The organism is Microbispora sp. ATCC PTA-5024 (assembly GCF_000511135.2).
Taxonomy (GTDB): Bacteria; Actinomycetota; Actinomycetes; order Streptosporangiales; family Streptosporangiaceae; genus Microbispora; species Microbispora corallina.
This window is the reverse complement of record NZ_KI866524.1, coordinates 1,052,118-1,060,877: the sequence shown is the minus strand read 5'-3', so window position 1 is coordinate 1,060,877 and position 8,760 is coordinate 1,052,118. Positions and strand designations below refer to the sequence as shown.

Genomic DNA, 8,760 nt, shown 5'->3' with positions numbered 1-8,760 from the left:
ACGATGTGGCGAGCCGCCATTTGCGGCCGTAACCCGTCGAGCACGGCGGCCAGATCCGCATTTCGCACGCACAGCGCGATCACGTCCGCCCGGTTGGGTAGCTCCGCAAGCGGCACGATGGTCGCATCAGGCACGCGTCCCGTAGCCGTGCGATGCTCTTCCCAGAGCGACCGGCAGCGAACAGTCGACCCGGCCCGACAGACCTGCAGAACCCAGCAGCCAGGGTCAGCCCCATTCGGCCCAACCCGACGATGCCTACTCAGCTGCCCGCTGTCATGGGGGAATTCTCGCAAACACTGGAACTGTCGCCGTTTGCACCGTCGCTTTGCCGAACGCCCGCTCGTCGGCATGAGCGGAAGTGTCGCCGGGCAACATGATGGCCAATCCGCCCAGAGTTTGAGTCGGTAGCCTCGTCGTTCCGGCTCAAGCCTGGCCGTGCAGGTTGGCGCCCAATGACCGAGGAACCACGCCCAGGTTGACGGACACGCGAGGCCGGGCTTGCGCCTCCGTCCCCGGCCCGCTGCCGCTCCGCGGTGGGTCGACGGCGTACGAGGTGATCAGGTGGCCGGCCTGATGTGGGCTCCTGCTATCGAACCGCACCGGAAGAGCGATCAGGTGTAGTCCGCGTAGGCCAGGTGAGTTCCGCACTTGCGGCATCTGAACAAGTAGGCAGTCGGATCGCCGTCTTTGTCTAGAGCAGTGATGAAGTCTTCCACGTGATTTGGGGGCCACCCTTCAGATGCCTCATGACGCAACATCTCTGTCGCGTCTGGGAAGGCAGCGAGCTCCCGCGCCCCCACTGGCCCGAGAAAAGCGGCCCCGTCACCACAGTGAAAGAGCCAACGCCCATCCTGCCAGCTGGAGAAGCCGGGTGTGCGTCGGCTGATGATCTCGATCGTTTCCATCGAGACGGTGCTCGGAACGTCGTACAAGTCTGTGAACTCGGCCTCGTAACGAGCTGCGAAGCTCCCATCGGCGATGCACCAGGGGCACGGCCGGTTCCCGAGGGACTCTGCGCAAAAGACAGGGCCGACATATGTGTAGCCCCGAGCTTCCCCGCAATACACGCAGGTGCTCTCGGAGACCTTCACAGATCCTGTTGCGATTGGATCGGGATGATAGGCGAATCCGGGCAACATGGGCGATAGCTTACCGACTCCGTCGGCGACTCCATGCGGGACCATTTAACGGATCGCTGCGTGACCAACTGCGTGACAACGCCCACAGACGATACCGGACACTGACGGACGGCAGCGGACTGTGTTTGCAGGGAGAGACACCGCGAGACCAGTTCGAACACCTCTTGCCGTTACCTGATAAGGAAGCGACCCCATGTTCAGGCGCATGCCACAGGTCGTGGGGGCATGCATGTTCCGCGGCTCTGGAAAGCTGCCGGACGATCCCCCCGGAAAGACGTATGAACTCGATGGGACATACGTCACCGACGAGACGAGCTTCCACATACTTTGGCTGGAACCTGAACGCATTGGCGGACTGCACGTACGGTCGTTTCGGGGCGACCACTCCGTTCACGCTGCTCTGGCGTCATTCGGGCATCGCGCGCGACAGCCTCACCGAGCGGTTCGAAGACGTGGACGGAGAGTTGTCGCCGCCTCTTTTCGAGGTGATCTTGCGTCTTCTCGATGAACGTAAGGTGGACGTCGTCCTGGCCTGAAACATGACGAGTACGTTGGGTTCGCATCCCCTCCCGCCTTATCAACGGCACGGATGTTGCGAGCGTCAGTTGCCATCGGTAATGGCCCAGGGCGTGGCCTGTGCTGCTGTCCGTTGCCGTGACTGCCATCTGTCGTTCATGCCTGCGTAGCCGTGTTAATCAGCCTGCTCCCTAGCATCTGCGACGTGCGCCGCTGGCTTCCCGCGACCCTCTCGGGCTCGGACTGCTGCCATCCCTCGGTGCTCGATTAGCCTCCGACGACTGATAGGCCACGGGAATGTCCGAAGAACGAAAGCAGACTCGAATCTCGCGCCGCAACGCGCTCGGCGTGTTCGGGGCGGCAGCCTCTGGTGTCGCGGCCGGGCCGATGCTGCTCGGTGCACGTGCCGCCGAGGCCGAGGCGTACCCGGCCTCGTCGGAGGTACGAAGCCTCAGGAACGGCTCGGGCTCCACGCCGGTCCAGGGCCTGCACCTCCAGTTCGGTGGCGACCCGCGCAGCCAAATGGTGGTCTCGTGGATCACTGATGAGGAGGTGAAGAACCCGCGGGTCGTCTACGGCACGCTCAACGGAGGCTTCGGGTCCACGGCGTCCGCGGTCACGAAGTCCTACACCGACGGACACTCGGGCAAGACCGTCTGGGCGCACCACGCGCTGCTGAGCAAGCTCAAGTCCGACACCGACTATCTCTACGCCGCCCAGCACGACGGCGCGACGCCGGACGCGGGCACGTTCCACACAGCGCCGTCGGGTCGAGCGGCGTTCACGTTCACCAGCTTCGGCGACCAGGGTTCGCCGACGGTGACGTGGAAGAACGGTTCGAACCCGGTCGACGCCTCGGGCCGCGACTTCGAGCCCAACGCCACTCCGGCCGCCGGTGACATCGTCACGGGCGTGGAGAAGGTCGGTCCGCTGTTCCACCTGCTCAACGGGGACCTGTGCTACGCGAACAGCGGCCCCGACCGGGTTCGCACATGGAACCACTACCTGACCAACAACAGCCGCTCGGCGCGGTTCCGTCCGTGGATGCCGTGCGCCGGCAACCACGAGATCGAGGCCGGCAACGGCGTGCTCGGCTTCGACGCGTTCCAGACCTACTTCGAGCTGCCCTCGACCGAGACCGACCCCGAGCTGGACAACCTCTGGTATGCCTTCACGGTGGGCGCGGTCCGGGTCATCGCCCTGCAGAACGACGAGATCGCGCTGCAGGAGGGTGGCGACATCTACAACCGCGGCTACTCCGGCGGTCGTCAGCTCGCCTGGCTGGAGAAGGAACTCAAGGCGGCTCGTGCCTCCAAGGACATCGACTGGATCGTTGTCTGCATGCACCAGGTGATGATCAGCTCGGCGACCGCGGCGAACGGCCCCGACCTGGCGCTGCGTGCGGCGTACGGCCCGCTGTTCGACAAGTACGGCGTCGACCTGGTCGTGTGCGGCCACGAGCACGACTACGAGCGCTCGCTGGCCGTCCGAGGTGTCGTGCCGGGCAGCGCAACCCTCACGCCCAACCCGAGCCAGAGCGCCACCGACGTCGTCGAGAGCGAGTTCGGTACCACGCACATGGTCCTCGGCGGCGGCGGCGTCTCCGGCGTCACCAACACCAGCTTCACGATGGACGACTTCGACGGCCACGGCCACCACTCGGCGTACGTCCAGATGGAGCACGTCGGCAAGTACAACTCGGTCAAGGAGCAGGAGGCCGCGGTCTGGATCGGTGTCCGCGACGACATGCACCCCTACGGCTTCGCCGAGTTCGCCGTCGACCCGGGCCGCCACCCGGGCGACATGACCCGAATCTATGTCACCTATTACAACGTGATCACCCCGACAGGTGAGCTGAAGGTGTTCGAGCAGTTCACGCTGCAGCGCCGGCGCAGCGACGGCGGCAACCGCCACCACTAACCCCTTCGCCAGCAGCCTCAATCGTCGGACCCCCCAGGGGTCGGGACCACGTCCCGGCCCCTGCTCGACAGTCGAAGAGATCGCAGCTGACGCCCTCGTCCGGGGTGGCAGGTTCGGCGAACCGCCGGTGCGGCGTTGAACACCAGTTGGTGGCTAGCGGCGGGCTGCGTGCTGATCGAGTCGCTCAAGAAGCGGGTGACCAACTGGGTGACAATCGGGATGGACACCAGCGGACGAGCGGGGACCGTGGTGGACGGTTCCGGCAGTTCAATCCCTATGAAGTGCCAGGCCAGAGTATCGAGCTCATCACCACCGGCGAGTACGAGTACGCGGTCAGCATGTACAACCTGTGGGGTGATCTCACCGACTGGGTGGAGCTCAAGCCAGCCGAGGAAGACCTTGTCAAGGCCGATATGGTGCGGGCTGCCCGCGAATGGCTGGCCCTGAATCTCGAGACAGCGACGCCGCAAGCAGGTACTTCGATCACTGGCTACGCGACGTCTTTCACTACGATCAGTCGTAGCGCGATGCATCCGCTGGGGGCACTTCGGGGGCACATGGCATCGGAAAGCGCTGGCAAGCGATGACAACGAACGGAAGTGTTTTCGCAGGTCGCTTGCGGTTCAGAGCGAATCTGTGCAGTTAGCGAGCATGCGGTATTAGAACCCGGCCTACAGGCCGACCTGAGGGCCAGGGTTGACCGTCCGTCGCTGGCTCGCGACCGCTAGGCGATGGGTCGACAGCAGACGAGAGGTGCGGACCAGAAGGTCGTCCCGCATCCTTCACCCTGGTCGAGCCCGAGCGGGGTGGGCACGATGAGCTTCGCCCGCCGGTCCTGTGGATCGGGCTCGCGGCGCACGTAGCCCAGCTCGACAGTTCGTCGACCAGCGTGCCGATCACCTGCTTGTGCTGGCCTGACTGCTGGGAAAGATCCGTCGCGCGGCTGCCCTCCTCTGACTTTCTTCCTGTAATGGGTTCAGTCGACCGGTCTGGTGATCGTTCCGGAGTCGGCGTCACCCCCGACGACACCCCGTGGTCCGTCGCACCACACTCAACCCGTCCGCCGCAGCCCATACGTCCAAGCCGTACACCCAACCGATCGGGTGCAAAAAAATCTTGATGTGAGCTGTAGTAAAGGGACTCTCCCGTTCGTCATCCAGCTGACGAACGGGAAGGAGAGCATTCATGGACATGGTCACTGGTGCACATGTAGCGGTTGCCCTGGCCGTCCCGATACCACGCGAGCGGATGTGGGACCTGATCACCTCGGTGGGCCGGATCGGCGAGTGGAGCCCGGAGGCCACCGGCGGCGACTGGTGCGACGGCGCCCAAGGCCCGGCTCCGGGTGCCCAATTCATCGGCCGCAACCGGTTTCCCAACGGATTCGAAAGTATGGTGACCTGCGTGGTCACCGAAGCGGAGCGGCCGAACGTCTTCGCCTGGAGCGTCCTCGACGGCGCTGGTCTGGTCGGCTCGACATGGCGCTATGAGCTGCACGAGGCCGGTGAGCCGGGGAGCACCCTGGTTCGTCACTCGTTCACCCATGGCCCCGGCGCCAGCGGTGCCCGCACGGCGGCCGAGGCCGACCCCGCGGCGCTCAACAGCCGTCTCGTCACCCTGTGCCGGAACATGACCACCACGATCGCCGCAATGGCCACCGCCGATTCCACGACAGGAGCAGCCCGATGAAGTACCTGATGCTGGTGTGCACCGACCCGAGCTACACGCCCGGCCAAGACGACGGCGCCCCTGATGTCGAGGACTGGGTCGCGGAGATGGACGGCAAGGGGATCCGGCTGATGGGCAACCGCGTCCGGCCGGCGAGCGACGCGACCACGGTCCGCGTCCGCAACCGTGAGGTGCTGCTGACCGACGGCCCGTACGCGGAGACCAAGGACCAGATAGCCGGCTTCGACATCCTCGAGTGCGCCGACCTCGACGAGGCCATCGACGTCGCGTCCAAGCACCCGATGGCCTGGGCCGGGATGATCGAGCTGCGTCCGTTCTGGCCGGTTGACGAGGACTAGCCGCAAGACGGACGACGCTGGTGACAGCCGACGTGAAGGACCGGATCGCCGGGATCTACGCCGAGGGGTGGAGCCGGATCGTGGCCACCATGATCCGGTCCACCGGCGGTGACTGGGATCTGGCCGAAGAGTGCGCGCAGGACGCGTTCGCGCAGGCGCTCCAGAGCTGGCCGGAATCAGGCGTACCGGAACAGCCACTGGCGTGGCTGACCACCACGGCACGAAACCGCGCGATCGACCGGATGCGTCGCGCGTCGACTGAGGCGGCGAAGCTGCGAAAGGTGGCCGTGATGGACCTGGAGCCGCCGTCTTACCCGAGCGATAGCGAGATCCCCGACGAACGCCTGGAGCTCATGTTCACCTGCTGCCATCCGGCCCTGAGTCTCGACGCTCAGGTGGCGCTGACCCTGCGGAGCCTGGCCGGCATGAGCACCGCCGAGATCGCGCGTGCATTCCTGGTGTCGGAACGCACCATGGGGCAGCGCCTGTTTCGAGCCAAACAGAAGGTCGCGCACGCGGGCATCCCGTTCCGGGTACCGCCCCCGCACTTGCTGCCAGACCGCCTTCCCGCCGTACTTCATGTGCTCTATCTGCTGTTCAACGAAGGATACGGAGACCCGCAGAAGGCCCGGCTGTGCCACGAATCCATCCGTCTCGTACGGATGGTGACGGCGTTGATGCCCGACGAGCCGGAAGCGCAGGGCATGCTCGCGCTGATGCTGTTGCACGATGCCCGGCGGCCGGCGCGCACAGACGCCGTCGGCGACGTGGTCACCCTGGCCGAGCAGGATCGCTCGCTCTGGGATCAGGCGCAGATCGCGGAGGGCGCCGCGATCTGCGAACGAGTGCTACGCCAGCGCCGCGCCGGGCCGTTCCAGCTACAGGCGGCCATCGCCGCGTGCCATGCCACCGCGCCGGTGGCGGCCGACACGGACTGGCCACAGATCGTCGGGCTGTACACGGAGCTCGCGCGCATCGCACCGAGCCCGATCGTGGATCTCAACCGTGCCGTGGCGATCGGCATGGCCGACGGTCCCGAGGCGGCGCTGTCACTCGTTAAGGCGATCGCCGAGACCGGACAGCTCGACGACTACTACCTGCTGCACGCCACACGCGCCGACCTGCTGCGGCGCATGGGCCGCACGCGGGAGGCGGCTGACAGCTACCGCGAGGCGCTCGACCTCGCACCCACCGACGCCGAGCGTCGTTTTCTGCGCAACCGGCTTCAGCTTCGCTGATGAATGGAGAAGTAGTCGACGGCGACTCGTGGACGCCGGATTCACCAGCAGACTCCTGCCCGTTCAATACCAGAGGGCGTCAGCTCCAGCCCAGCAGACCGGCTCCTCAGGCTCAAGCCCGGCCGTGATCGATGGCATCCGATGACCGAGGAACCGCGACCAGGTTGACGTACACGCGAGGCCGGCCTTGCCCCTCCGTCCCCGGCCTGCTGCCGCTCCGCGGTGGGTCGACGGCGTACAAGGAGCCTTTTTCATCCTGAGTAGCGGTCGTCTTCGATGGCTTGCAGGACGAGGACGGCCTGCACGATCGCAGTGGCGCGGTGAGGGCAGCAGCGGAGCCTCGCGAGGAGCTTCCAGGCTTTGAGGATGGCGACAGCTCGTTCGCCGAGGGCGCGGATACGGGCGTGCGAGCGATTGACGTCCTTCTGGCTGCGCGACAGCCGTGGCCGGTGCCGGCGCGCTTGAACGGGGTGCGGATGGTGCCGCCTGCGCCTTGGTAGCCCTTGTCGGCGAACGTCATCACATCGGCGCCGGTCAGCGCGTCGATCAGACCCACGGTGCGGGCTGCGGTCAGGTCGTGCACGGCCCCGGGCAGGGCAGGCGAGGCCCAGACCAGGCGGCCGGCGGGGTCGCCAAGGACCTGAACGTTCATGCCGTGGCGTTTGTGCTTTCCGGAGTAGTACGGCTTCTGGTCGGCGACGCGGTCGATCGGGATGAGCGTGCCATCGAGGATCACATACGCCAGACGGGCGGCCCGGGCGACGGCGGCATGGACGTCAACGGCAAGGGCGGCGAGCAGGTCGACCGATTCACGGACGTATCGCCAGGCGGTCGTGGTGCCGATGGCGAAGCCGGCGGCCAGGCGGGCGTAGGTGTCCCCGTTGCGGAGGTGGGCCAGCACGAGTAACGCCTGCTGTCCTGGGTTCAGGCGCCGCCACCGGCTGCGGCGTTCGGCCCTGTGGGCGCGGATCAGGTCGGCCAGGCGGACCAGGGTGCGGTTCGACAGGGGAATCGCGGCAGGGTAAGACAGCAACGAGGCTCCCGGTTGGGGCATCGGATCTTGGTCGACTGCTGTCTTACCGAGAGCCTCACCTCAGCCCCAACTCCAGTCCTCCCGCCCCATCCTGACCTGCCACGTGAGGATGCAAATGGCTCAATCAAAGATCGACAGCAGCTACGCGATCGTTTCAGCGCTCTGCCGCCAACCCTCGCAGCGGATGCCCACGTGGTGCAGGTCTCAGCCCTGCTTACAAGCGACAATGGGCTGCTATAGGCTCACCGACTCCAGGCAGCCGTCGTAGCCGCACCCCTGGCCCCTATGGTCGCTGGCCAGGAGCGGCCCTTCATCGATCTAGCACGAGGAAGTATGAGCCGCGACGTCGCCATCAGCCTGGAGTTCGAGCGCGACATCGACTTCGAGGAAATCTTTGATCGGCTCGCCCGAGCGGGTTGGGAATTCCTCCGCGAAGAAGACGCCATCTGGTACATGACCGACTACGACTGGAAACATCTGCCGCTGGACGGCCTGGCCGAGGCGAAGCGCGACATGCGCGCCGCCTACGAGGCCGGGAAGGCGGTAGGCATAACCACCAGGCTGCCCGACGAGGAGACCTTCGCGAACGTGATATTCCACGAGGAAAAGACGTCGGTCTCGCTGATACCCCTGCTGGATTACCGCGCCATCGCGCACATGCCCGAGTTCGTCGATCTGGGCTGGTATCTCGAGAGGTTCCTGGCGCCGTGCCGAGACCTGCCCATCATCCGAACGGAAGCCAGCGACCAACGGTAACGACGTCGGGCGAGCCGACCCACTGCTGTCTTGCCAGGAGTAGCCCTTTCTTATCCCGCCACCCCCGTGACTACGGCTGCTGACCTGCGCCACCAGGTTGGAAAAGGCTCATCAACCAGGAGTTACCAGAA

The 8,760-nt window shown here is 65.7% G+C and carries 8 protein-coding genes and 1 pseudogene; 7 read left to right on the top strand and 2 right to left on the bottom strand.

All coding sequences use genetic code 11. The annotated features are described in order from the left end of the window. Positions 1–611: 611 nt before the first annotated feature. The gene (locus MPTA5024_RS44690) at positions 612–1,139 is read right to left on the bottom strand and encodes a CbrC family protein (protein ID WP_157099707.1); all 528 of its coding nucleotides are present in this window, start codon (positions 1,137–1,139) and stop codon (positions 612–614) included. Here MPTA5024_RS44690 and MPTA5024_RS44530 point away from each other — a divergent pair. The 6 genes from MPTA5024_RS44530 (at position 1,037) to MPTA5024_RS25430 (ending at position 6,840) form a co-directional block, all read left to right on the top strand. Continuing rightward, entirely contained in the window at positions 1,037–1,675 is a 639-nt protein-coding gene (locus tag MPTA5024_RS44530; protein ID WP_332310633.1) for a barstar family protein, read from the top strand. The two genes, MPTA5024_RS44690 and MPTA5024_RS44530, sit on opposite strands and share 103 nt — an antisense overlap. A gap of 277 nt (positions 1,676–1,952) precedes the next feature. Continuing rightward, a complete protein-coding gene (locus MPTA5024_RS25450) occupies positions 1,953–3,575 on the top strand; it encodes a purple acid phosphatase family protein (RefSeq protein WP_036328680.1) in 1,623 nt (540 codons plus the stop codon). 104 nt (positions 3,576–3,679) lie between these two features. Then, the gene (locus MPTA5024_RS41290; protein WP_157099706.1) at positions 3,680–4,162 is read left to right on the top strand and encodes a hypothetical protein; all 483 of its coding nucleotides are present in this window, start codon (positions 3,680–3,682) and stop codon (positions 4,160–4,162) included. Positions 4,163–4,760: 598 nt separating this feature from the next. Next, positions 4,761–5,264, top strand: coding sequence for an SRPBCC family protein (locus MPTA5024_RS25440; protein WP_036328677.1), 504 nt, complete (start codon positions 4,761–4,763; stop codon positions 5,262–5,264). Then, positions 5,261–5,602, top strand: coding sequence for a YciI family protein (locus MPTA5024_RS25435; protein ID WP_036328675.1), 342 nt, complete (start codon positions 5,261–5,263; stop codon positions 5,600–5,602). The genes MPTA5024_RS25440 and MPTA5024_RS25435 overlap by 4 nt, the downstream gene beginning before the upstream one ends. 20 nt (positions 5,603–5,622) lie before the next feature. Further along, positions 5,623–6,840 (top strand): RNA polymerase sigma factor, encoded by a 1,218-nt coding sequence (locus tag MPTA5024_RS25430; protein WP_232326625.1) that lies wholly within the window; start codon positions 5,623–5,625, stop codon positions 6,838–6,840. A gap of 251 nt (positions 6,841–7,091) precedes the next feature. On the opposite strand, the pseudogene MPTA5024_RS25425 reads toward MPTA5024_RS25430, so the two are convergent. Beyond that, positions 7,092–7,873 (bottom strand): annotated as a pseudogene (locus MPTA5024_RS25425) (transposase family protein). A gap of 333 nt (positions 7,874–8,206) precedes the next feature. Here MPTA5024_RS25425 and MPTA5024_RS25420 point away from each other — a divergent pair. Further along, positions 8,207–8,629: a hypothetical protein gene (locus MPTA5024_RS25420; RefSeq protein WP_036328672.1), complete on the top strand. Its 423-nt coding sequence runs from the start codon at positions 8,207–8,209 to the stop codon at positions 8,627–8,629. Positions 8,630–8,760 lie beyond the last annotated feature (131 nt).

Bases quoted from the DNA above. Each gene is read 5' to 3' on its own strand.
- MPTA5024_RS44530 (WP_332310633.1), top strand. From the start codon at position 1,037: ATGTGTAGCCCCGAGCTTCCCCGCAATACACGCAGGTGCTCTCGGAGA.
- MPTA5024_RS44690 (WP_157099707.1), bottom strand. From the start codon at position 1,139: ATGTTGCCCGGATTCGCCTATCATCCCGATCCAATCGCAACAGGATCT.
- MPTA5024_RS25450 (WP_036328680.1), top strand. From the start codon at position 1,953: ATGTCCGAAGAACGAAAGCAGACTCGAATCTCGCGCCGCAACGCGCTC.
- MPTA5024_RS25440 (WP_036328677.1), top strand. From the start codon at position 4,761: ATGGACATGGTCACTGGTGCACATGTAGCGGTTGCCCTGGCCGTCCCG.
- MPTA5024_RS25435 (WP_036328675.1), top strand. From the start codon at position 5,261: ATGAAGTACCTGATGCTGGTGTGCACCGACCCGAGCTACACGCCCGGC.
- MPTA5024_RS25420 (WP_036328672.1), top strand. From the start codon at position 8,207: ATGAGCCGCGACGTCGCCATCAGCCTGGAGTTCGAGCGCGACATCGAC.